This is a genomic window from Candidatus Brocadiia bacterium, from assembly GCA_041658285.1.
GTDB lineage: Bacteria > Planctomycetota > MHYJ01 > JACQXL01 > JACQXL01 > JBBAAP01.
On record JBBAAP010000014.1, the window covers coordinates 16,188 to 37,699 of the forward strand.

Consider the following 21,512-nt stretch of genomic DNA (forward strand, 5'->3'; position numbering starts at 1 on the left):
ATTATGAACAGACAGAATATCTATCTGGACCGGTTTCAGAAGAAACTGGGCGAATTAAAACTGGACGCCTTCCTGGTCCTGAACACGGTCAATGTCCAGTATCTTTCGGGGTTTACCAGCGGCGATTCGTGGATGGTGGTGACGCCCAGCAAGGCATTCTTTATTACCGATTTCCGTTATGTCGAGCAGGCTGAGCAGGAACTCAATAACTGCAAGTTGGTCCGGCATACCAAGGGTTTGGTAGCCGAATCAATAAACCTGATGAAACAGTCTCGGGCCAAAAGGGTCGGTTTTGAGGACATTCATATCTCGCTGGCCCTGTTTAACGACCTCAAGAAGCGCACTCCCGCCAAGATAAAACTGATACCCCAGCAGAACGTCATTGAGACCCAGCGGATGATAAAGACGGCCGATGAGATTCGGCTTATCCGCCAGGCGGTTCGTTGCGCCGAGGAGGCCTTCAGCCGCATCCGCCGGTTTATCAGGCCGGGGCTGACTGAAAAGGATATCGGGTACAAGCTGGAATCATATCTCCGCGACGCCGGGGCCTTGGGCGGTTCTTTCCCGCCGATTATCGGCATCGACGAGCGCGGGGCTTTGCCTCACGCGCCGCTGACCGACAAGCCGGCCGGCAAGCAATGCGCCGTGTTGATAGACTGGGGCGCCAATTATAACGGCTACTGTTCTGACCTGACTCGGGTGCTGTTCCGGGGCAAGGTGCCGCCGCTGACCCGCCGGATTTACGATATTACGCTCGAGGCACAGAACCGGGCCATCGAAAAGGTCAGGCCGGGCGAGCTTATCGGCGCGGTTGACGACGCGGCCCGGGGCTGGATTGCCAAACACGGTTACGGCAAGTATTTCGGGCACGGACTGGGGCACGGCATCGGCCGGGGCGGGCACGAGATGCCGCGCATAGGCTCCAAATCTACCATGCCACTCCAGCCGGGGATGGTCTTTACCATCGAGCCGGGGATTTACCTGCCCGGCAAGGCCGGTGTGCGCATCGAGGATATGGTCATGGTTACCGATACCGGTTATGAACTGCTCACTCACGTGCCCAGGGAAATCAGGGATATGATTATTTAGCCACAGATTGCACGGATTTAATTTATGGCAGATGCGAAAAGACCAATTGCTATTACTGTGATTGGGTATGTTTCGCTGTTTTTTGCTTGCTTCATGATCTTGGGCAATATTATAAGTTATATCATTATCAAGTCACATGAAGCTAATTCCTCTTCATTTATTCTGCAAGAAAGCCCGCATAGATATATTAAAATAGCAGCGTTTTTGTCAGTACTATTCGGGGTATTCTTGTTAAAAGCAAGTATAGATTTTCTAAAGCTGCGTGCTTGGGCAAGAAAAGCTATTGAAATAATTTCTTGGGTATGGATAGTCTATGTGGCAGGCCTTATTGTATTTATAACAGTCAGGTATTTTATGGTAGGCGACGGAAATCTGTTAGCAATTCCATTGATAATAATGGGTATAATTATGGCCTCAATGGGTGCGATACCCTCTATTGCAATTATTTACCTTTTAAGAAGTAGATCTATAAAAGATGTATTTGGTAATAAAACATCTCAAGAGACAACTAATAAGTAATCCGTAAAAGCCAGTTTCAACCTGATTAATTTAATCCGTGTAATCTGTGGCTAAAAATATGCGTTACGAAGAGCCGGTTTACCGCCCGCCGTCCGAGTCGGACAGCCTGATTATCCAGGCGACCATAGGCTGCCCGCACAACAAGTGCTCCTTTTGCGGAATGTATAAAGGCAAGCGCTTCCGCATCCGTAAGGTGGCTGACATCAAGGAAGACTTGCTTGCGGCCCGGGATACCTACGGCCCCGACACCATACATTCGATATTTTTCGCTGACGGCAACACTATCATCATGCGCACCTCACAGCTGGCTGAGATATTAGCCTATTCATACGAGATTTTTCCCAAGCTTCAGCGGATAACCCTTTACGCCTCGGCTAAGTTCATTAAGTTCAAGACTCTGGCCGAGTTGGAAACTCTCCGTAAGGCTGGACTGAAAAGGGTGCATAAGGGGTTGGAAAGCGGTAGCGATAAGGTATTGAAGCTGATAAACAAGGGGGCAGACAGCAAGACGATGATAACCACCGGACGGTTGGTCAAGGATGCCGGATTGGAGCTGAGCGAATACGTACTGGTCGGCATCGGCGGGCAGGAGTTGTCCGAGGAGCATGCCCGAGAAACGGCCCGGGTGTTGAGCGCCATCAACCCTGATTTCATCCGCCTGCGCACCTGGGTGCCGGTGGAATCGGCGCCGCTTTATAAGGATTACGCCGCGGGTAAGTTCAAACTGCTCACGCCGCACCAGGCCTTGCGCGAGACTCGCCTGTTGCTGGAAAACCTTAAGGGCGGAGGCCTGCTCCTGAGTGACCACGTTTCTAATTTTGTCAATATTTCAGGCTACATCAACCGCGACCGCCAGAAGATGCTGGACAAGATAGACCGGGCACTCAAGATGGATGAATCGGAATTCCGGCCTTCTGTCATTGATGTGCTCTAAAGATACAGCGCCGGATAAATCATCCCGGTAGCCTCCTTTTTTATTGACATCATTGTATTATTTACTATAAATAAGCTTAATATTAAGAAAGGATAATAATATGAAGATTCTATCACGCCTGATGAAAACATCCAATTGGTTGGTCGCGGTCGCGGCCGGAATTTTTGGATTCCTATGGTTTGCCGACAAGATTAATTTAGACATGATATCAAAATGGGCTTACCAGACTAACACCGAGAATCCGTCCATGAGGACGATTCTGATGCTGTTGGCCGGCTATGTGGTGGTATTTAACCTGGCCTACGTGCTGGGCAATGTTTTCCGGCGTAAGTATGCCTCTATTATCAAGGTTAACGTTCCAGAAGGCGACCTGACCATCGACGTCTCGGCTATCGAGGATTCACTGCGCCGTTCGGTCAAGAAACTGCCGGAAATAGCCGAAGCCCGGGTGCATCTCTATAAGGAACGCAAAGGCGAGAAACCTATCCGCATCTGCACCACCTTTTCCGCCTGGGAAGACGCCAACATCAAGGAACTGACCGATAAAATCCAGAGCTCCATCAAGATACGGTTTCAGGAGATACTTGATGTTAAGGAACCTCCAGTCTTCACGACACTTCTTTCCAATATCGTGGTAGACAAGGATTCGAGGCGGACAGAGAGCAAGAAGCGCGCCAAGGAACGCGATATGGCCGCCCAACGGATGTTCTACGGCCCGGAATACCCGGTGGATTAAACCTCAGGCGATACCATAAAATTGCTTGGGAGTATAAATTAAGCAGCACAGGAGTAAGATATGAACAAAAATATTATCAAGGTCGCATTATGCTTGGTTTTAGGCGCGGGATTGTTCATAGCTTTAAGCCGGGTTCCGGTATTATCGGAAGACAAGAAACAGGCCGAACCCGAAGCCCAAGAACCCGAAGCGGAGCCGGCTAAGGGCGGCGACCAGCCGGCCCAGAAGGTTTTGGACAATATGACATATTCCCGCAAGGCTGATTATAGTACCATGTCCAGATTGATTCAAGAGGATGTTGTCCTGCTGGGGTGCCGGGACGATGACCCGGAGGGTTATGAGGACCAGGTCCAGGAAGTAATGAAAGCCTTAAGCATCAGTTATACCGGAGTGACTCGTCAGGAGTTGGAAACATATAATTTTTCCAAGACCGCTGCCTTGTTGTGTAACTGTAGCGAGCAGGGCGTTTCCCAGAAGGCGGCCGATAACATCAAGACTTTCCTGGCCAAAGGCGGGTACCTGTTTGCTACGGATTGGGCCATAGACGGAGTTATCCGCAAGGTGGCGCCGGGCAGTCTTAAGTCGTTGGGCATGGGCAGCCAGCAGGGCAAGCAGATGACTATGGTTTCGCCGTTCGAGAAGAATAAAGAGCATTTATTTTTAAGGGGTGTTTTTCCCAAGGACAAGCCCAGCCTGCAGTGGATGTTGGATCAGGGTTTCAAATATTACTCGGCCGAAAAGCCCGAAAACGTAACGGTGTTGATTGTGGGCGATGAGAAGATGAAAAAGGAATACCGCACTGACTTGGTGGTCGTTTGTTGGATTTATAACGGCAAGGGTGGCTATAACCCCAAGTTTAATGAGGAACAGCAGAGTAAGACCGGGGATTACTTAACCAAGCGCGCCAAGCAAGGCGTGATAATGTATGTTAACAGCCACTTCTATATGCAAAAAGTCGGGCTTAAGGACGTTCAGGGCAATTCATCGATGTACCAGTTGATTGCTAACTTCCTGATAGACGCCAAATTGGCCAAGAATGCTCGTTTGCAAAAGAAGTGATATTTAATCCAGGGCTTCCAGCGCCGCTTTGATTATCCCTTGCTCATTGAGTCCAAGCATATCTAAAAGCTTATCCCTCGAGCCGTGTTCGATGAACCGGTCAGGTATGCCCAGTCGGATAATTACAGGTTTACTGATTATGTTTGCGGATTGATTGACAAACTCCAATACGGCGCTTCCGAATCCTCCGGTAAGCACATGTTCCTCCGCAGTGATGATGAATGGCATCCGTCCGGCCAGTTCGGCGATGAGCTCTTCATCCAGCGGCTTGGCGAAGCGGGCGTTGACCACGGTTAGTTCGATGCCTTTACCGGCCAAGGTTAACGCGGCGCGATAAGCCGGATAAACCATAGAGCCGTAGGCGATAATGGCGCCGGCCTTTCCTTCCTTAAGAATCTCGGATTTACCAAGTTTTAGTTCGGTATCAGACATTTTTGGTTCCGCGTCCGGCGCGGTTGTCCGTGGATACCTGATGAAGGTTGGCTGGTTTAGCGTGGCCGCAAACCGGAGCATGGTTTTCAGTTCCGGTCCGTCTTTGGGCGCCATGAGCACGAATTCGGGGAACATCCTCAGGTAAGCGATATCATAAACGCCGTGGTGGGTTGGGCCGTCGCTGCCGACCAGCCCGGACCGGTCCAGCGTAAATACGGCCTTAGTTTTTTGCAAGGCTACCTCGTGGAAGAGCTGGTCAAAAGCCCTTTGGAGGAAGGTGGAATATATGGCTACCAGCGGCTGCAGGCCGCCTTTGGCCAGCCCGCAGGCCAGTCCGATGGCGTGCTGTTCACAGATGCCTACATCATAATATCGTTCTGGTAACGCCTGCTGGAACTTGACCAGCCCGGTGCCATCCGGCATGGCCGCGGTGATAGCGACTATTTTTTCGTTGGACTTGCCCAATTCCACCGCTGCATCGGCAAAGATATCGGTGTAGTTAGGCGACGGCGGCTTGGGCGGAGTATTGCACTCTATGGGTTGTTTCGACTGGGCTTTACCCGGCCCGATGCCGTGCATCCGGTAAGGGTCTTCCAGTGCGTCCGGCGAGCCGCAGCCTTTTTCGGTCAGGACGTGCAGGATAACCGGCTTTTTAAAGCGCTGGATTTCCTTGAGGTTCTTAATCAGAAGGGGGATATTATGACCGTTGACCGGGCCGTAATAAGACCAGCCCAATTCCTCAAAGATAAAACCGCCCAATACGCCGACGGCGGCGGAGCGGATATGGGTCAGGGCTTTTTCCATGGGCTGGCCGACCATGGGAATCCGGTCCAGCGCCGAATAGACGTCTTTCTTAAGGTTTTCGTAGAGATGGGTCATCCGGAGCTTGTTGAGGTAATTAGCCATGGCGCCGATGGTGCGCGAGATGGACATGGTGTTGTCATTAATGATGACAATGATATCTTTTTTCAGCGCACCGGCCTGGTTTAAGGCCTCCCAGGACATGCCGCAGGTCATGGCCCCGTCGCCGACTACAGCGATGACTTTTTGATCGCGCCGGGAAATCTTGTTGGCGCAGGCGATGCCCAGGGCGGTGGAGATAGCCGTGCCGGCATGGCCGACCGTAAAGGTGTCAAATGCGCTTTCTTTGGGGTTAGTGAATCCGCTCATTCCATTCTGGGTGCGTAGAGTATCAAACTCCTTATTCCGTCCGCTCAGGATTTTATGGGCGTAGCATTGGTGGCTGACGTCCCAGATAATCTGGTCCGTGGGGAAGTTAAAAACGTGGTAAAGCGCGATGGTCAGTTCGATTACGCCCAGGTTCGAGCCCAGATGGCCGCCGTTTTTGTTGACCACGTTCATTATTCGCTGGCGGATTTCCTCAGCCAGCTTGGGCAGCTCCTCGAACGGTATTTTCTTTATCTCGGTCGGCGATGTAATGGTTTCTAGCAATGACATAAACTAGCATTATATCGGCCGAGGCGGTGTTGTCAATATATAGGTGGCAGTTGGAGCGGGGCGTACTTTTCTTGACGTTTAAACATATACCCTGTATAGTATAATGAATCATGAGTATTCTATCCATCATTATTGTTGGATTGGGGTGTTTGGGTCTGGGCTACATATTTTTCGGGCGTTTCCTGAGCCGGTATTTCGGACTTGATCCCAAGGTCTGTACCCCGGCTGTAGAGATTAACGACGGCGTGGATTACGTGCCGGCCAAGGCGGGATTCCTGGTCGGTCAGCATTTATCGGCCATTGCCGCAGCCGGTCCGATTGTCGGTCCGGTTTTGGCCGGGATCTGGTTCGGCTGGCTGCCGGCGATACTATGGATAGTCCTCGGCGCGATATTTATCGGCGGTGTGCATGATTTGGCCGCGCTGGTGGCCTCGGTCCGGCATAAGGCCCTGTCTATCGGTGAGATTGTCAAGCAACATATCAGCAAGTCGGCTTTTTACCTGTTTCTGATTTTTGTTTGGTTGACCCTGATATACGTTATCATTGCTTTCACCGACATTACCGCCGAAACTTTCAAGACCGTTATTTCAAATGAAGCTTATGGTCCGGGCGTAGCGGCGTCATCAGTTCTTTACCTGGCCATAGGTTTTGCAATGGGCATTTGTCTTTACAAGTTGCGGATGCCACTCTGGTTGGCCACCGCGATATTCATTCCGATGGTGTTGTTCGTGGTCTGGCTGGGCCCTAATTTGCCAAAGTCTATTCTGGCTGCATTCGCTTCGCCGGGCGTCAAGACTTGGGATGTCATACTGCTGGGTTACTGCTTTATGGCTGCGATTATCCCGATGTGGTTGTTATTACAGCCCAGAGGTTATCTGGGCGGATGTTTCCTGTACGGGACAATTATAGCCTGCCTAGTAGGCGTATTTTTCGGCGGGTATAATATTAATTACCTGGCCGTCAACCTTGAGGGTTTCAATAGTTTGTTTAACAATAAACCGGTTTTCCCGCTTTTGTTTATTACCATTGCCTGCGGTGCGATATCAGGTTTCCACGCGATTGTGGCATCAGGCACGACCTCCAAACAAATCCGGTGCGAACCGGACGCCAAGACCGTCGGATACGGCGCGATGATACTGGAAGGCGTATTGGCGCTGCTGGCCCTGTCCACGGTGATGATACTTATGCCCGGCGACGAGACTTTGAAGAAAGATCCCAACCAAGTCTATGCCATCGGAATCGCTAAATATATGGGGTTGCTGGGCATAGATTTTAACCTGGCGCTTTCTTTTGCATTGCTGGCGTTTTCCACCTTCGTCTACGACACGCTTGACGTTTGCACCCGGTTGGGACGATATGTTCTGCAGGAACTGCTCGGTTGGCACGGCCGGGGCTCGGCGCCGGCGGCCGCGTTTATCACCCTGCTTATTCCGCTGGGGTTCCTGCTGATGACCAAGGAGCACGCCTATCTGGTGGCCTGGCCGGTATTCGGCACCAGTAACCAGCTGTTGGCCAGCCTTACACTTATGGGCTTGTCGGTCTGGCTCTGGCAGACCGGGCGGAATCCGCTGGTGACGCTGATTCCTATGCTGGTAATAATGGTAATGACTTTCTGGTCGTTGGTATTATTGATAATGCCGGGAATAAATGCCGTAATAAGCGGTACGGCGCTTAACCTGCAGGGAGTGGTTATAACTGTTACGTCCGGAATTCTGTTTATCCTGGCTGTTTGCGTGATTATCGTTACTGTAATAGCGGTCATCAAAAGAATCGGGGCCAAGACGACACCTATTTAAATCGGACAGTAACTGCTTATCTTGACACAATATCATTAATTAGTTATTAATTGTATTTTAGAAGGAAATAAATCATGAATCCAACAACTCTTATAAACCGGTTCGGTTCGCCTAAAATAATGGTTTTAGGCGACCTGATACTGGACAAATACGTTTGGGGCAGGGTGGAACGCATCTCACCGGAAGCGCCTATTCAGATACTCAATGCCCAGCGTGAGGGTTTGCGCTTGGGTGGTGTGGCTAACGTGGCTCATAACGTGGTTACTTTAGGCGCCAAATCAGATCTGGTTGGGGTAGTAGGTAACGATGATACCGGCCGGCAGATAAGGAATTTATGCCGTCAGTTCGGAATCAATACGGCCGGGATAGTTTTGGATCGTGTCCGGCAGACGCCGCTGAAAACTCGGATGATTGCCCAGAACCAGCAGGTCCTGCGGGTGGATAACGAAAGCCTGGCACAAATTTCAGCTGCGGCCGAGCAATCGATATTATCATACATAAGGCGTAATATAAAGCATTATGATATCATCTTGATATCTGATTACAACAAAGGTACGCTGACGGACAGTCTTTTAAAAGCGGTTATCCGGATTGCCCGGTCCGGCCAGAAAAAGGTGGTCATAGACCCCAAGGGCCGGGATTACGGCAAATACCGTGGCGCTACGGCGCTGACGCCTAACCGGCTCGAGGCGGAACTGGCTACAGGTATAAAGATTAAGGATGAGGCGTCCAGGAAACAGGTCGCCCGAAAACTGATTAAGGACGCTAATCTTGATTTCGTCATAATTACTTTGGGTGAGAAGGGTTTATATCTGCTGGACAGGAAAGGTTATGAAGTCTATGACCCGGCCAGGCATCTGGACGTTTATGATGTCACCGGCGCGGGCGATACGGTACTGGCAACTCTGGGTATGGCGTTTGCCGGAGGACTCGGCTACAATGAAGCTTTGCATCTAGCCAACCTGGCCGCCGGTGTGGTGGTCAGTAAGGTTGGTACTGCTACCGTGACCAGGCCTGAGATTATCGAGCATTACCGGAATCTTAATGACACTGCTCAGGGAAGCAAACTTATTCCCCTTACGGAACTTTTAGGTATTCTTAAGGGCATAACTGCCTCTGGTAAAAAGGTCGTTTTTACCAACGGTTGTTTTGATATCATTCATCCGGGACATATCGCTACGCTTGAGTTTGCCAAGTCACGGGGTGATATTCTTATAGTCGGCATCAATTCGGACAAGTCGGTAAAATGGATTAAAGGTCCGTCCCGGCCGATTCTGAGTCAGTCCGACCGGGCCTGCGTTTTGGGCGCGCTGGCCGTGGTTGATTATATAACCATATTCGACGAGCCGACGCCGCTCAACTTGGTCAAACAGATAAAGCCCGATATTTTGATAAAAGGCATGGATTGGCAGTCCAAGGGCGTAGTTGGTAGTGATGTTTTAAGGAAATACGGCGGCCGGGTGGTCCTGGCGCCGATAGTCAAAGGATTGTCAACGACGGATATCATAAAAAGAATAAAAAATATATGACAAACATCAAATTATTACAGCAGGTGACGGAGAATATCCTGGAATCGGCTCAGGCTAAATACATGCTTCTTAACGAATCTGAGGTTATCGTTCGGATTGCCGAGGTGATGATAAAGGCGTTAAAGCGCGGGAATAAGGTGGTATTGTTCGGCAACGGCGGCAGTGCCGCAGACGCCCAGCATATCGCGGCCGAGATAGTCGGAACCTTCTGTCGGCGCAATCGCCGGGCTTTGCCGGCCGTAGCCTTGACGACCAATACCTCCAATCTGACTGCCATCGGCAATGATTTTAGCTTTGAGGATATATTTTCCAGACAGGTCGAGGGTTTGGTTAATAAAGGCGACGTGGTTATCGGCATCTCCACCAGCGGCAACTCACCTAACGTTCTTAAGGCCATCAAGACTGCTTGCCGGCGCGACGCCTATACCATCGGGTTTACCGGGTTAAAGAATAATAAGCTGAGAAAGCTGGTCCATATATGTTTTTCCGCGCCGTCCAATAAAACCCCGCATATCCAGGAATGCCATATCACAGTTGGTCATATTGTCTGTGACCTGATAGACAAATCATTCTAATGATTTATTATATTTTGTGCGTGGTAATAGGTTACCTCATTGGTTCCATACCTTTCGGGTATATTCTGGTTAAGCTGAAGAAGGGAATAGATATCCGCACCGTAGGCAGTGGTAATATCGGCGCGACTAATGTCGGACGGGTTTTGGGCTGGCCTTGGGGGGTACTCTGTTTTTTATTAGATTCGATAAAAGGATGTTTGCCAACAGCTTATGTGTTTACTAATTCTTATGGTATATATGGTGAATTTGATGGTTCTGGATTCTATGATTGTTTTTTACCAAATATTAGTTTTGGAACTGTTATAGGCTTGTCACTAATTATTGGGCATCTTTTTCCACTATATCTTCGCTTCAAAGGCGGGAAAGGAGTCGCAACAGCTTTAGGAGTATTTTTAGTAATTACGCCTTATCCAACATTTATTGCATTATGCACGTGGATATTATTTGTTCTTGTGTTCCGATATATTTCTGTGGCTTCAATAGTTTCAGTAGTTAGTTTGGTAATAAGCTCTATTCTATTAGCTGATTTTAAGAAAAGACCATTATCTTGGTCAGCACATTATTATATATGGGGTATAAGTGCTTGTATTATTGTAGCGTTATTGGTAATTATTAAACATATACCAAATATCAAGCGTTTGATAGTCGGCACAGAACCAAAAGTGAAACTCTGGGGTGCTAGAGGCAAGATACAAGATACAGGCGAAAAGGAATAAACTTATAATTATGAAACACAACATATTGGTTCTGGGCGACGGTGGCTGGGGCACAGCCCTAGCGCTGTTGCTCCATAACAACGGTTGCAAAGTTACACTTTGGAGCAAGTTTCCGGCTTATGTCAATAGAATGCGGGCCACGCGGGAGAATACCAAGTTTCTGCCTGGTATAAAAATCCCGCAGGGGATAGAGCTGACTGCCGATATCGAAGCAGCCGTCAAAGGGGTATCATTTATTATTATGGCCGTGCCGACTCAGCATTGCCGTGGCGTATTGGCCGAATTAAAACCATATTATGACAGGGATATACCGGTAGTTTCGGTTGCTAAGGGCATCGAGCAGTCGACCATCAAGCGTCCGAGCGAGATTATCAGGGATATCCTTAACCCCAAATATATCGCGGTGCTTTCCGGGCCGAGCCATGCCGAGGAAGTATCACGCAAACTGCCGGCCAGCGTGGTAATTGCATCGCCTGATGCTAAACTTGCCAAGCAGCTGCAGCATATATTCAGCAATGATTATTTCCGTGTTTATATCCAGAAAGATGTCACCGGCGTGGAAGTGGCCGCGGCTATAAAGAACATCATCGCCATCGCGGCCGGTATCTGCGATGGGTTGGGGTTGGGCGATAATACCAAATCAGCGCTGCTGGTCCGCGGGATGGTGGAGATTTCTAGGCTGGGCGCGGCTATGGGAGCCAAGAAAGAAACATTCTTTGGTTTGGCCGGTATGGGTGACCTGATTACTACCTGCATCTCGCCGCACGGCCGCAATCGGGCCGTCGGGTTACGCATTGGCAAGGGTGAAACACTGAAACAGATTATTGATTCAATGGAGCAGGTGGCCGAAGGCGTCTGGACCACCAGAGCCGCTTTACAGCTGGCCGGCAAACATAAGGTTGAGATGCCCATTACTAAAGAGGTGGCTAATATTTTATTTAAGAATAAAAACCTGAAGAGAGCCATAAAGGACTTGATAAAGAGGCCTCTTAAATCGGAATAAAATGAAAGTTGCAGCTATTATCGTTGCCGCCGGCTCAAGCACCCGACTGAAAGGCAAGGTTCATAAACCCTATCTTCTTTTGGGAAGGAAGCCGATTCTTCTGCACAGCCTGCAGGCGTTCCTGAAGATTCCGCAAATCAGCCAGATTATTATAGCGGCGCATCCGCGGGATATGGAACGGGCAAACCGGCTTGTCAAACCGCTTATTTCAAAATATAATGCACAGATAGAGATAGTCATAGGCGGCGCGACCAGGAGCCACTCTGTTCATAATGCTTTTAAGAATATCAATAAAGATATTAATATAGTTTTGATTCACGACGTCGCCAGGCCGTTCATTGCCAAGGAAGACATAGTTAAAGTTATTAATAAGACTCGTGATAAAGGCGCGGCTATTCTGGCCAGGCCGGTAACGGACACGATAAAATCAGTTGCCAAAGGATTGCGTATTCAAAAGACTATCCCCAGGAATATTCTCTGGGCGGCTCAGACTCCCCAGGGTTTCAGGAAAGATATTATATTAAAGGCGTACAGTCTCAGAAAGAGCAATCTGGCTGATTATACTGATGATGCCGGAATAGTTGAGTCGATTGGGGCGATGGTCTATATAATTGAGGGTTCGGCGAACAATATCAAAATCACTACGTCAGCTGATTTATGGACCAAACAGAAAATAAAATAACTACCCCCTTGAACGAAGAGGCTGTCATTTCTCGGGCGCCTCACTATTCTTTAGCTCATTATATTTATAAGACCGGTTGGTTTAGGCTATTGCTCGGGGCGTTATCAGGTTTGCTTCTGGTTATAAGCTACCCGCCGTTATCTTTTGGAATTATTGGCTGGGTGGCGCTGGTGCCGATTTTTGTAGCCATATTCAGCTCTCCTTCATGGAAAATAGCCGGGTTATCGGCACTGATTACCGGAGTTGTATTTTATTCAGTATCACTGTCATTCTTCATCGAGGCGTTTGGGTTGTTTGGTTGGGTGGTGCTGAATCTTTTCTCTATTTACCTTTTTATTTTTGCCATTTTCATGTGGTTTCTGGCATCGCGTATTGGATTGGGAAAGGCATTCTTTTTTATACCGATATTCTGGACTGGGATAGAATATTTTCGCTCGGAAGGTTACTACCTCAGATTCGGTTGGTTGAGTTTGGGATACTCTCAGGCTCCGTATAATGTTCTTATTCAGGCCTGCGATATTTTCGGGGTTTACGGGCTGACCTTTTTGATTGTTACGGTTAACGCCGTTATTGCTTGGTTTGTTTTTGAGCGAATCAGGCGGCGGATATGGCTGTGGGGATTATGGGGCATTGTTGCGGTTATATTCGTATGGCTTATTACATACGGCAATTATAAAAACACCTATTTGCCTAAATATCTTGATAAAGATTTGTCAATGCGCATACCGGTCGCGGTAGTGCAGGATATGTTCGGGTCGGTGGACAATTATATCAGGATGACCAACGACGCGGTTGGCGGTAAACAGGAAAGTATTGTAGTTTGGCCCGAGAGGGCGGATATGAATTTGGTTTCAGCACCGAAGAAACGCAGTTTAATAGAGGCGTTGGTCAGAGATAAGAAAATATATCTGATAACCGGTACGATTGAGGAAGCTGACGACCAGGCTAGGTTTTCTAATCTGGCCGTAATGTTTTCGCCTCAGGGTGAAGTCATCGGGCGATATGCCAAGCAGGTTCCGGTCCAGCTGGTTGAAACTATGGTTAAACCGGGAACGAAATCAGGGATATTTGATTCTCCGATTGCTAAAGTTGGCGTGCTAATATGCTACGAGGCCGCTTTTACAAACCTGGAGTTACGGTTAGCCAGGAAAGATGTTGATTTTATTGTTATGCCAACCGCCGAAATGGGTGGTTGGGGTGGATTATCGCACCGGCATCACGCATCAATTATCCCGTTCCGGGCTATTGAAACTCGTCGTCCGATACTTCGTTCAGCCGCCATAGGCATTTCAATGATTGTCAATTCAAGTGGCAAAGTAGAAGCTCAGATTGATCACCTGGCTACCGGTGTGATTAAAGGCGAAATCAAAAAAGGACAGGGGAAAACAATATTCGTTCAGTACGGTTATTTTTTGCCCAGATTATGCCTGGCCATATTTGCGATTTACCTGGCAGGTGCAATTCTGGTATTGCTTTATCGAGCGGTAAATAACCGACTGGTTAATTGATTAGTTTAAGGAGATGCTATGAAAAAGATTTTGCTTATGGGCATAATTGTACTCATATCAATTTCGGTATTTGTCATGTCTTTTGGCGCTGATGAAAAACCTACGGCTGCTGAGAATTCAAAAGAAATAACTTTACCGGCTCCGAAAAACACCGGGACAATGTCTTTGGAAGAGGCTATATTAAAGCGTCATTCAGTGCGTGCTTATAAGTCTGACGAATTGACTTCGGAGCAGTTGTCGCAGTTACTCTGGTCGGCTCAGGGTTTGAATCCGCGTAAAAAGTTTATGGCCCGCAATGCGCCGTCAGCCGGAGGCGTCTATCCGATGGAGGTCTATGTGCTGGATAAGGCCGGGATTTATCAATACATAGCTAAGAGCCATTCATTAAAACAGGTTAAGACTGGTGATACGAGAAAGTTACTAGGCGAAGCGGCTTACGGCCAGTCTTATATCGTTCAGGCATCGGTGGATATTGTCTTAGCTGGCGATGTGGCTAAGTGCGCCAAGCATTATGGCGATCGCGCTTCGCGATATGTAGCCATGGAGGTTGGGCATATCGGACAGAATATATCACTTGAAGCCGTTGCTTTGGGTCTGGGCACCGTGATGATCGGGGCGTTTGACGACGAAAAGGTGAACGAGGTTTTGAGCTTGCCGGACAACTTGAGCGCTTTTTATATAATACCCGTGGGTTATTCCAATGAATGAAAATATGACCCGTCTGGAATATCTGTTAACTATTAACAGCGTTAGTGGTATCGGATCAGTCCTTTACGAGCGGCTCATCAGCCATCTGGGTAGTATTGAGAATATAGCCGACGCTTCTGTTTCGCATATAGCTTCGATTCCGCGTATGGGCCGGCAGCGCGCTGAACAGGTAAAAGAAGCTTTTAAAGACGAAATGGGCAAGCGAGAAATGGAGTTAGCCGGGAAGTATAATATTAAAATCATATCCTGTGAGGATGATAATTACCCCGAGAACCTTAAAAATATATTTGATTATCCTCTGGTGCTTTATGTTAAAGGAGCTATTAAGGAAGTTTTATCTAAAGATGGTTTTGCCATAGGTATGGTTGGTTCCCGACGGGCGACGCTTTATGGTGAAGCCCAGGCTAGTCGGTTGAGTTACGCACTGGCCGAATACGGTTTCTGCATCGTGAGCGGTTTAGCCCGTGGGGTTGATGCCGCATCTCATAACGGATGCCTTAAATGCAAGAGCGGTTATACCGTTGCGGTGTTAGGCAATGGTTTGTCCCGGATTTATCCGCCAGAACATAAAAAGCTGTCTGAACGGATTATTGAATCGGGCGGAGCTTTGATTTCAGAACTTCCGATTCAGTCTCCGCCTTTGAGCCAGAATTTCCCGGCTCGGAATCGGATTATCAGCGGTTTGTCATTGGGCGTGGTGGTGGTCGAAGCGCCGCTTAAAAGCGGTGCTTTAATTACGGCTGATCTGGCTCTGGACCAGGGGCGCGAAATATTCGCCGTGCCGGGGAAAATCGACAGTCCGTTCAGCCATGGCTGCCATAAACTTATCAAGCAGGGCGCCAAGCTGGTGGAGAATGTGGATGATATTCTGGATGAAATTACATTACTGTCTTATTCTAAAAGCCCGGCTGCAGATAAGGCAATAGCAGCCCGGAACAGGATAGCCCGAAAACCGCTTGATTACAAAGAAGAGTTGATAATATCAAAGTTAACCAAAGATGAACCCCGGCATATAGATGATATCATAGATGCTAGCGGGCTGCCAGCCGCAATTATTTCCAGTATGCTTTTGACAATGGAGCTAAAACAGCTGGTCAGGCAGATACCTGGTAAGGGTTATGTCTTGCGTTACGAATAGTTTGACGGGCAGACTCTTCCGGTAAAATTAGATTGACAATCGGTTTGTCGGTTTATAGCATTATATAAAATGAAATATGCCTTAGCTGTTTCGTGGTTGTTTATTCTGTCCCTGGTTTGTTATGGGGAGGTAAGCGAAGCAGAACAAAGAATCATCGATCGCTTATCCACGGCTTCCGTGCCGGACAAAGAGATTGATCTGGCTGAAACATCCCTGATTATTGCTTCCACAGTTTATTCGGATATTGACACTAAAAAGTACCTTGCCAAAATTGATGAGATGGCTCAAGACATCAGGAATTCCTTAAAAACAGAGCTCCGGGGAAAATCAGAGCAGGAAAGCATAATTTTGGCCATTAATAAGTACCTCTATAAGAATATTAAAATACACGCCGAATCGGTCATCCAGGAAAATAGTAATACCGGTAAGCCGATTGAAATAAACCGCGACAAATTCCTGCTTAATAAAGTTTTGGATAATCTTAATGGTAATTGTCTTGGGCTGACTACGTTATACTGGTGCTTAGCCGAACGTCTTAACCTGCCGCTCCGGGCCGTGGTTATACCTCAGCATGTTTTTCTAAGATATTATTCTGGGGAGGTTAGCTACAGGAATATTGAACCAACTTCTAACGGTGCTGAGATTTCAAATGAAAACTATGAGAAAAAGACCCGCGAGACAGTCAGCGAGGAGCTTAAATATAGCTTCCCGGTTAAAATGCGGTTCAAAGAGTTTTCTAAAGAAGAATTCATCGGGTTGATTTTATATAACCGCGGTGTGGATTACCTCAAAAAACGTAATGCGGATAAAGAAGCCATGGATGATTTTAGTAATGCCATAAAACTGGCCCCTGGGTTTGCGGATAGTTATAAGAACCGGGGTGTGGGATATATCAAGACGGGGGAGTATATTGATGCGGCCAAAGACTTGCGCCAGGCTGTGCGTCTTGAATCTGACTGCCCGATTAATTTATTTAATCTCGGTGTGGCTTATCTTAATCTGGAAGAATACGCTGAGGCCAGGAAGAATTTTGATTTAGTGAGCGAACTCGCCCCGGATTACATCGATGCTTATCTTAACAGAGGGGTGGCTTCTTATAAGCTTCAGCAGTTTGATCAGGCGCTCAATGATTTTGAGAGTGTCATCACGATTAAAGCCAAGGAGAAAATAGAAAAGGAAAATTTGAGTAAGGCATATTATTATAGCGGATTGATTTACTTCAACATGAAAAGGTATCCGGAAGCTATAAGTTACTACGACAAGGCTTTGGAAATTAAGCAATCGTGTGATATGTTTCATAACCGGGGTATAGCTTACGCGATGTTGCTTAAATACGGCGAAGCGGCCGCTGATATGGAACGGGCGCTTGAATCGGCCTCCGGGAAATCACCCAAGGAGTACGCTGATATTTTGAGGAATCTCGGCGTCACTTATTATAAGTTAAGCAACTACCAGCGCTCGATGGATGCTTTGGAAAAGTATCTTAAATTAATGCCTGATGATAAAGAAGTTCAAGTCATGGTTGATTCTCTTAGCGAAAGGTTGAAATGATAAAAGCCGTAGTTATTATTCCTGCCCGATACGGATCGACCAGATTATTTGCCAAAGCGCTTCTTAAAGAAACCGGCAAATACATGGTTCAGCATACTTATGAGCAGGTCAAGAAATGCCGTAATGTATCCAGAATAATAATTGCTACGGACGATGAGCGGATCAAAAAAGCGGCTCAGAGTTTCGGCGCCGAGGTGCGGATGACTTCTCCGAAACATACCTGCGGTACCGAGCGGATTGCCGAAGTTGTCAGATCAATGCCAGCCGGCCAAATTCCTTACATTATTAATGTTCAAGGCGATGAGCCGGAGATAAATCCCGGAGATGTTGACCGGATGATTGACGGCCTGCATAAAACCGGTGTTGATATGACAACTCTGGCCTGCCCAATCGGATATAAAAAAGACCTGGTTGATTTCAATAAGGTTAAAGTCAAATTAGATAAACACGGCTTTGCGTTGTGGTTCAAGCGAGTGATTAAAAAAGAATCTCTAAAAAATATTACAACAAGCGAAGTTTACCGCCATCTTGGTGTTTATGGTTATAAAAGGCGTTCTTTAATAAAATTTACGAGCCTGGCGCCGACTCCTTCAGAAATTGCCAACCGGTTGGAGCAGTTAAGGGCGTTGGATAACGGGTTCCGGATAAAAGTAATTTTGGCGAAAGACGCTCATTATGGGATAGATACCAAAGAAGATTACATGAATTTTATAGAACGGACAAAAATAATAAAAGGAAGGTAAGAATGAAAAAGCTTATAAAAACAGAGCATATCGAATGGGTAAAGATGCTGCCATTGAGCAAGGTTAAGTATCCGTTAATGATCAGCGGCATAGAGTCCGTGACCATGAAAGAGCTTTTGAAGATGGGTTTCAGCTTGAAGCATATGGATTTATTCGGGCACGACGGGGATTATTACGGGCCGCGAAGCCTTAAAGCGGCGGTAGCCGGATATTATAAAGTCAACCCGGATAATATCGCCCTGATTGGTGGAGCCAATATGGCTATCTATATGGCCTGCGCCGCGCTGTTAGAAAGCGGTGATGAGGTAATTATTGAATCGCCTTCGTATGAACCGATACGCCGTGCGGCCGAATCTATGGGTGCAGTTATAAAACTTTTGCCGCGGCGCATGGAAAACCGCTATCAACCTGATCCGGCAGAATTAAAAAGGTTAATCACTTCTAAAACCAGATTGATTCTGACAACCAACCTGCATAATCCATCCGGCATAGCCATGGATGATGATGTAATGGAAGGATTAATCGATATAGCTGAAAAGAAGGGCGTGCTTTTGGCCGTGGACGAGATTTACCGTGATTTCCTGGTTGTCCAGAAAACGCTTAAGCAAAAACCAGCGCCGCTTTTCACGCGGAGCCCTAATGTCATAACGCTTTCCAGCCTGACTAAGGTCTATGGTCTGGGTTACATGCGGGCCGGTTGGCTTATGGCCGAACCGAAATTGGTTTACCGTTTCCTGCGGACTTATGATTATATGACGGCCAGTGACGCCTATCCGGCCCAGATGATTGCGCTTTTCTGCCTCAGGCGAATCAATACTCTTATTGAACGAACCAGGAAGATAATTGGTAACAGTCTGGAGATAATGAAGGAATGGATGGCTGATCAGGAATATAAGCAGCAGCACCTTCCGGAAAGGAAAAAGATTGCCTGGTGCCCGCCAGACGGGGGTATCACTTGTTTCATCAGACTGCCTGTTGGGTTGGATGCTTTCAAGTTTATCAACCGTCTTTATAAGCGTTATGATACGCTGGTTGTGCCGGGTGATTTCTTCGGAACGCCTGGACACATCAGAATCGGGTTTGGGATAAAGGAACGACTGCTCCGCCAGGGTCTGAGCCGAATCGAAAAATGTCTTAACGAAATGCGCTGAAAAGTTTGTAAACACCCGATTTTTCGCTGATACCGGCCAAATTTCAGGATATTTCTTGACAGACGGCGGATTCCATAGTAAACATAAAAAGACTATTTTAAAGGAGCTGATAATGCGGAAAGCGTTGGTTGCATTGCTGGTATTTTTTACCGCTATATATGGATGTACCAGTTCCGCATCCGGCCCGGTCGAGCCGACAAAACCCGTATCAGTTCAGCCCGCCCTCAAAGAGTTTGCCAAAAACCTGATCACCCCTTCATATTATAAGGGCGAGTTATCGTGGGAGAATGTGGAGTTCATCCTGCATTCATCTTCGAACGGCCGCATCCTGACGGTAGATTCCGAGTATCCATATTCAGTGCCGGTAAGTTTCGGTTACTGCAAAGAGCGAATCTATATCCATTCCACGCCGAGCGGCCGGAAAATAACCAATATCCAGAATAATCAAAAAGTGCTTTTTACGGTAGACCGTTATAAGGAAGATGAAGGCTGGGTTAGCATAAACATATTCGGACAGGCTAATATAATTCATAATGCTGAAGATAAAGCCATGGCTATGGCCCGTTTCCGGCTGGCCTATATGAGCGCGCCGGACGAGATAGAACAGAAGGCGTCCGATATAAAAGTGATTCCGCCCGATGGCGCGATGGCAAAGATGCCCGAAGTTCCGATGATTATGGTGGAAATAGTTCCCGAAAAAGTAACCAGCCGGTTGTTGGGAATACCCAAGGAATGGTTACCCAAGATGCCTTACCTGGCGGATGAAAATATGATACCTGCACCGGTAAATAACCCTTTATCGGAAGAAGACGCGAAGGTGTTCCAGGGAATCCTACCCGCAGATACTGTAAAATGGGCTCTTTATTCCTGTTCGGCCGGACGAATAAATGTTCAGGGTAAAGATTACCCCTATTCGGTCCCGGTTAATTACGCCTATTTTAACGGGAAGCTGTATCTTCATTCCAAGAACTGGGGCGAGAAGATCGAGGATATGAAAAATAATCCCCGGATCAGTTTTTCGGTCGATCGTTTCACCAAGACTAAATGGGTCAGCGTCAATATATTCGGCGAAGCCAAACTTATTGAAGATTCCGCCCAAATAAGCCTGCTGATGAATAAATACATGGCCGCTTTCAACAGCTCCGATTACACCAAGATTGAAGAGATAACCGCACAGATAAAAGACCCTTCCAGCGACCCGAAGTCGCGTGAAATGATGAATCGGGCCGGTCCGCGGATGGTTTTAATCGAGATCACTCCGCACCGGATTACCAGCAAAAGCAATAATATGCCCTTGAATCAGGCGAAACTACCGTATGTTCTAGAAGGCCTTATGTTCAAAACAGCAGTAGAAAGGCAGCAAGATGTCGGAGGAATTCACCGAGCGTTTGATGATAAATAGCGACATCCGGCTGCTCAAAGTCGCGCGGGAATTTATAAGCCGGTTGGTAAAGCTCAGCAAGTTAAACCCGGCCGAAGAAAATAAAATAGTCTTAGCCGTTGATGAGGCGCTGAGTAATTCTATTGAACATGCTTATGAAAATAAGAAGGTCGGTTCCATTGATATCCATGTGGCGTCGTCCCGGGAACGATTCCAGGTGGAAATTACCAATGGTGGCAAGATTTTTGATTCGGATAAAGTGAAAATTCCGGATATTCTTAAATGCATCCGGAGCCGGCAGAAAGGCGGGCTGGGCATTTTCCTTATCCGCCAGGTGATGGACGAAGTTAAATATTCATCAAAAGATGGACAAAATCATTTGGTGTTGGTTAAGTATAAAGCTAAATCATAGGTCAATGTAGGAGGATATTAAGATGAGTGAATTTTCCATTAGTACGCAAAATCTGCCTAACGGCATCGTCGCGCTTAACCTTAAAGGTTTTCTCGACGCCTATACATACGAGCAGCTGGAGCAGGCGATTAATAATTTCTTTGACAGCAAGATTTACCGTTTGGTGGTCGATATGAGCGGCGTTGATTACATCAGCAGCGCCGGAGCGGGCGTTTTCATCGGAGCTATAGGCATCGCCCAGGAAAACCGCGGGAATATCGTTATCATCAGGCCGACACCCCCGGTTAAAGAGGTTTTTGACCTGCTCGGTCTTACCCAGATTTTTCCTGTCACCGCTAATATGGAATCGGCCATCAAGATTCTTGAGTCATAATAATCGGATGTCTTAATTC

21 protein-coding genes are annotated in these 21,512 nt (G+C 47.5%); 20 read left to right on the forward strand and 1 reads right to left on the reverse strand.

Going from position 1 to position 21,512, the window contains the following annotated elements; translation table 11 throughout:
• The first annotated feature begins 3 nt into the window (after nt 1–3).
• The 5 genes from WC980_10050 (at nt 4) to WC980_10070 (ending at nt 4,337) form a co-directional block, all read left to right on the forward strand.
• Complete coding sequence (locus WC980_10050; protein MFA5795389.1) at nt 4–1,089, forward strand: Xaa-Pro peptidase family protein; 1,086 nt, start codon at nt 4–6, stop codon at nt 1,087–1,089.
• A gap of 24 nt (nt 1,090–1,113) precedes the next feature.
• Nucleotides 1,114–1,608, forward strand: a complete 495-nt coding sequence (locus tag WC980_10055) for a hypothetical protein (protein ID MFA5795390.1) — start codon at nt 1,114–1,116, stop codon at nt 1,606–1,608.
• A 58-nt stretch (nt 1,609–1,666) separates the two neighbouring features.
• Entirely contained in the window at nt 1,667–2,542 is an 876-nt protein-coding gene (locus WC980_10060; GenBank protein ID MFA5795391.1) for a radical SAM protein, read from the forward strand.
• A gap of 100 nt (nt 2,543–2,642) precedes the next feature.
• On the forward strand, nt 2,643–3,278 hold the full coding sequence (gene amaP, locus WC980_10065; protein ID MFA5795392.1) for an alkaline shock response membrane anchor protein AmaP: 636 nt from the start codon (nt 2,643–2,645) through the stop codon (nt 3,276–3,278).
• 60 nt (nt 3,279–3,338) lie between these two features.
• Nucleotides 3,339–4,337: a hypothetical protein gene (locus tag WC980_10070; protein ID MFA5795393.1), complete on the forward strand. Its 999-nt coding sequence runs from the start codon at nt 3,339–3,341 to the stop codon at nt 4,335–4,337.
• A gap of 3 nt (nt 4,338–4,340) precedes the next feature.
• Here the strand turns inward: WC980_10070 and dxs are convergent, their stop codons facing one another.
• Nucleotides 4,341–6,227: a 1-deoxy-D-xylulose-5-phosphate synthase gene (dxs, locus tag WC980_10075; protein ID MFA5795394.1), complete on the reverse strand. Its 1,887-nt coding sequence runs from the start codon at nt 6,225–6,227 to the stop codon at nt 4,341–4,343.
• Between the two features lie 110 nt (nt 6,228–6,337).
• Here dxs and WC980_10080 point away from each other — a divergent pair, with 110 nt between their 5' ends.
• The 15 genes from WC980_10080 (at nt 6,338) to WC980_10150 (ending at nt 21,493) form a co-directional block, all read left to right on the forward strand.
• Nucleotides 6,338–8,023, forward strand: coding sequence for a carbon starvation CstA family protein (locus WC980_10080; GenBank protein MFA5795395.1), 1,686 nt, complete (start codon nt 6,338–6,340; stop codon nt 8,021–8,023).
• A gap of 74 nt (nt 8,024–8,097) precedes the next feature.
• Complete coding sequence (gene rfaE1, locus WC980_10085) at nt 8,098–9,552, forward strand: D-glycero-beta-D-manno-heptose-7-phosphate kinase (GenBank protein ID MFA5795396.1); 1,455 nt, start codon at nt 8,098–8,100, stop codon at nt 9,550–9,552.
• The gene (locus tag WC980_10090) at nt 9,549–10,127 is read left to right on the forward strand and encodes a D-sedoheptulose 7-phosphate isomerase (protein ID MFA5795397.1); all 579 of its coding nucleotides are present in this window, start codon (nt 9,549–9,551) and stop codon (nt 10,125–10,127) included. Before rfaE1 ends, WC980_10090 begins: the two co-directional genes overlap by 4 nt.
• The gene (plsY, locus tag WC980_10095; GenBank protein MFA5795398.1) at nt 10,127–10,843 is read left to right on the forward strand and encodes a glycerol-3-phosphate 1-O-acyltransferase PlsY; all 717 of its coding nucleotides are present in this window, start codon (nt 10,127–10,129) and stop codon (nt 10,841–10,843) included. The genes WC980_10090 and plsY overlap by 1 nt, the downstream gene beginning before the upstream one ends.
• A gap of 10 nt (nt 10,844–10,853) precedes the next feature.
• Nucleotides 10,854–11,846, forward strand: coding sequence for an NAD(P)H-dependent glycerol-3-phosphate dehydrogenase (locus WC980_10100; protein ID MFA5795399.1), 993 nt, complete (start codon nt 10,854–10,856; stop codon nt 11,844–11,846).
• A gap of 1 nt (nt 11,847) precedes the next feature.
• Entirely contained in the window at nt 11,848–12,528 is a 681-nt protein-coding gene (ispD, locus tag WC980_10105) for a 2-C-methyl-D-erythritol 4-phosphate cytidylyltransferase (protein ID MFA5795400.1), read from the forward strand.
• The gene (gene lnt, locus WC980_10110) at nt 12,504–14,036 is read left to right on the forward strand and encodes an apolipoprotein N-acyltransferase (protein ID MFA5795401.1); all 1,533 of its coding nucleotides are present in this window, start codon (nt 12,504–12,506) and stop codon (nt 14,034–14,036) included. The genes ispD and lnt overlap by 25 nt, the downstream gene beginning before the upstream one ends.
• An 18-nt stretch (nt 14,037–14,054) precedes the next feature.
• Complete coding sequence (locus WC980_10115; protein ID MFA5795402.1) at nt 14,055–14,744, forward strand: SagB/ThcOx family dehydrogenase; 690 nt, start codon at nt 14,055–14,057, stop codon at nt 14,742–14,744.
• Nucleotides 14,737–15,882, forward strand: a complete 1,146-nt coding sequence (gene dprA / locus WC980_10120) for a DNA-processing protein DprA (GenBank protein MFA5795403.1) — start codon at nt 14,737–14,739, stop codon at nt 15,880–15,882. Before WC980_10115 ends, dprA begins: the two co-directional genes overlap by 8 nt.
• Nucleotides 15,883–15,951: 69 nt before the next feature.
• Nucleotides 15,952–17,433 (forward strand): tetratricopeptide repeat protein, encoded by a 1,482-nt coding sequence (locus WC980_10125; GenBank protein MFA5795404.1) that lies wholly within the window; start codon nt 15,952–15,954, stop codon nt 17,431–17,433.
• Nucleotides 17,430–18,176, forward strand: coding sequence for a 3-deoxy-manno-octulosonate cytidylyltransferase (gene kdsB / locus WC980_10130; GenBank protein ID MFA5795405.1), 747 nt, complete (start codon nt 17,430–17,432; stop codon nt 18,174–18,176). The genes WC980_10125 and kdsB overlap by 4 nt, the downstream gene beginning before the upstream one ends.
• A gap of 2 nt (nt 18,177–18,178) precedes the next feature.
• Entirely contained in the window at nt 18,179–19,327 is a 1,149-nt protein-coding gene (locus tag WC980_10135) for an aminotransferase class I/II-fold pyridoxal phosphate-dependent enzyme (GenBank protein MFA5795406.1), read from the forward strand.
• A gap of 112 nt (nt 19,328–19,439) precedes the next feature.
• Complete coding sequence (locus WC980_10140; protein MFA5795407.1) at nt 19,440–20,729, forward strand: pyridoxamine 5'-phosphate oxidase family protein; 1,290 nt, start codon at nt 19,440–19,442, stop codon at nt 20,727–20,729.
• Nucleotides 20,692–21,120, forward strand: coding sequence for an ATP-binding protein (locus WC980_10145; protein MFA5795408.1), 429 nt, complete (start codon nt 20,692–20,694; stop codon nt 21,118–21,120). The genes WC980_10140 and WC980_10145 overlap by 38 nt, the downstream gene beginning before the upstream one ends.
• 22 nt (nt 21,121–21,142) lie before the next feature.
• Nucleotides 21,143–21,493, forward strand: coding sequence for an STAS domain-containing protein (locus tag WC980_10150; GenBank protein ID MFA5795409.1), 351 nt, complete (start codon nt 21,143–21,145; stop codon nt 21,491–21,493).
• Nucleotides 21,494–21,512 lie beyond the last annotated feature (19 nt).

Bases quoted from the DNA above. Each gene is read 5' to 3' on its own strand.
- WC980_10115 (MFA5795402.1), top strand. From the start codon at position 14,055: ATGAAAAAGATTTTGCTTATGGGCATAATTGTACTCATATCAATTTCG.
- kdsB (MFA5795405.1), top strand. From the start codon at position 17,430: ATGATAAAAGCCGTAGTTATTATTCCTGCCCGATACGGATCGACCAGA.
- WC980_10100 (MFA5795399.1), top strand. From the start codon at position 10,854: ATGAAACACAACATATTGGTTCTGGGCGACGGTGGCTGGGGCACAGCC.
- rfaE1 (MFA5795396.1), top strand. From the start codon at position 8,098: ATGAATCCAACAACTCTTATAAACCGGTTCGGTTCGCCTAAAATAATG.
- WC980_10050 (MFA5795389.1), top strand. From the start codon at position 4: ATGAACAGACAGAATATCTATCTGGACCGGTTTCAGAAGAAACTGGGC.
- lnt (MFA5795401.1), top strand. From the start codon at position 12,504: ATGGACCAAACAGAAAATAAAATAACTACCCCCTTGAACGAAGAGGCT.
- WC980_10145 (MFA5795408.1), top strand. From the start codon at position 20,692: ATGTCGGAGGAATTCACCGAGCGTTTGATGATAAATAGCGACATCCGG.
- WC980_10140 (MFA5795407.1), top strand. From the start codon at position 19,440: ATGCGGAAAGCGTTGGTTGCATTGCTGGTATTTTTTACCGCTATATAT.
- WC980_10080 (MFA5795395.1), top strand. From the start codon at position 6,338: ATGAGTATTCTATCCATCATTATTGTTGGATTGGGGTGTTTGGGTCTG.
- WC980_10090 (MFA5795397.1), top strand. From the start codon at position 9,549: ATGACAAACATCAAATTATTACAGCAGGTGACGGAGAATATCCTGGAA.
- ispD (MFA5795400.1), top strand. From the start codon at position 11,848: ATGAAAGTTGCAGCTATTATCGTTGCCGCCGGCTCAAGCACCCGACTG.
- amaP (MFA5795392.1), top strand. From the start codon at position 2,643: ATGAAGATTCTATCACGCCTGATGAAAACATCCAATTGGTTGGTCGCG.
- dprA (MFA5795403.1), top strand. From the start codon at position 14,737: ATGAATGAAAATATGACCCGTCTGGAATATCTGTTAACTATTAACAGC.
- WC980_10060 (MFA5795391.1), top strand. From the start codon at position 1,667: ATGCGTTACGAAGAGCCGGTTTACCGCCCGCCGTCCGAGTCGGACAGC.
- WC980_10055 (MFA5795390.1), top strand. From the start codon at position 1,114: ATGGCAGATGCGAAAAGACCAATTGCTATTACTGTGATTGGGTATGTT.
- plsY (MFA5795398.1), top strand. From the start codon at position 10,127: ATGATTTATTATATTTTGTGCGTGGTAATAGGTTACCTCATTGGTTCC.
- WC980_10150 (MFA5795409.1), top strand. From the start codon at position 21,143: ATGAGTGAATTTTCCATTAGTACGCAAAATCTGCCTAACGGCATCGTC.
- WC980_10070 (MFA5795393.1), top strand. From the start codon at position 3,339: ATGAACAAAAATATTATCAAGGTCGCATTATGCTTGGTTTTAGGCGCG.
- WC980_10125 (MFA5795404.1), top strand. From the start codon at position 15,952: ATGAAATATGCCTTAGCTGTTTCGTGGTTGTTTATTCTGTCCCTGGTT.
- WC980_10135 (MFA5795406.1), top strand. From the start codon at position 18,179: ATGAAAAAGCTTATAAAAACAGAGCATATCGAATGGGTAAAGATGCTG.
- dxs (MFA5795394.1), bottom strand. From the start codon at position 6,227: ATGTCATTGCTAGAAACCATTACATCGCCGACCGAGATAAAGAAAATA.